The sequence below is a fragment of the Carboxylicivirga fragile genome, from assembly GCF_050589805.1.
Taxonomy (GTDB): Bacteria; Bacteroidota; Bacteroidia; order Bacteroidales; family Marinilabiliaceae; genus Carboxylicivirga; species Carboxylicivirga fragile.
Genome location: NZ_JBNGOY010000129.1, coordinates 1 through 518 on the forward strand (window position 1 = coordinate 1; position 518 = coordinate 518).

Genomic DNA, 518 nt, shown 5'->3' on the forward strand with positions numbered 1-518 from the left:
GTTTCTTTGCCACGTATAATTGGGCGGATATAACTTTTAGATAAACTAACTATTCGATTTTCAGGTGCTTTACCAGTAGTGAATTTATAGTTTTGTTGCTCCCATACTTTTTCAATAATATCGTATTGTTTATAGTATTTGGTAGGCATTTGCATCCCAGTTTGTTTGACTATTTTGGTTAGCTCTTCAAGTAATTTTTTGAGCAGTGCCAATAAACCTCTGGTAATGGCAATTCTTTCTTTTTTAGATTTACGTCGCTTGCGGCTGTAGTTCCAATAACGTTGTTGCCATTTATTATACTTTGTTCGGGGCATAGTGTGCTTTACATGTTTACACAACAACTTCAGCTGGTTATAACACCAGTCAGTAGCTTCCCACAATAGTTTCTGATCCGTAGGAAAGCGTAAGCTACTTTCGTAACACGTAGCATCGGTAAGAATTTGATCTAGTTCTTCCATATGAGGCAACCAATGACGCGCTAAACACTTTTGTGATTCGTCCACATCAAGTTTGCCTGC

Annotated in this window: 1 protein-coding gene; it reads right to left on the reverse strand. The window is 37.6% G+C overall.

The features are described from left to right. Positions 1-518: hypothetical protein (locus ACRD7B_RS22790; protein WP_430826977.1), on the reverse strand; the 518-nt coding region annotated here is incomplete at both ends.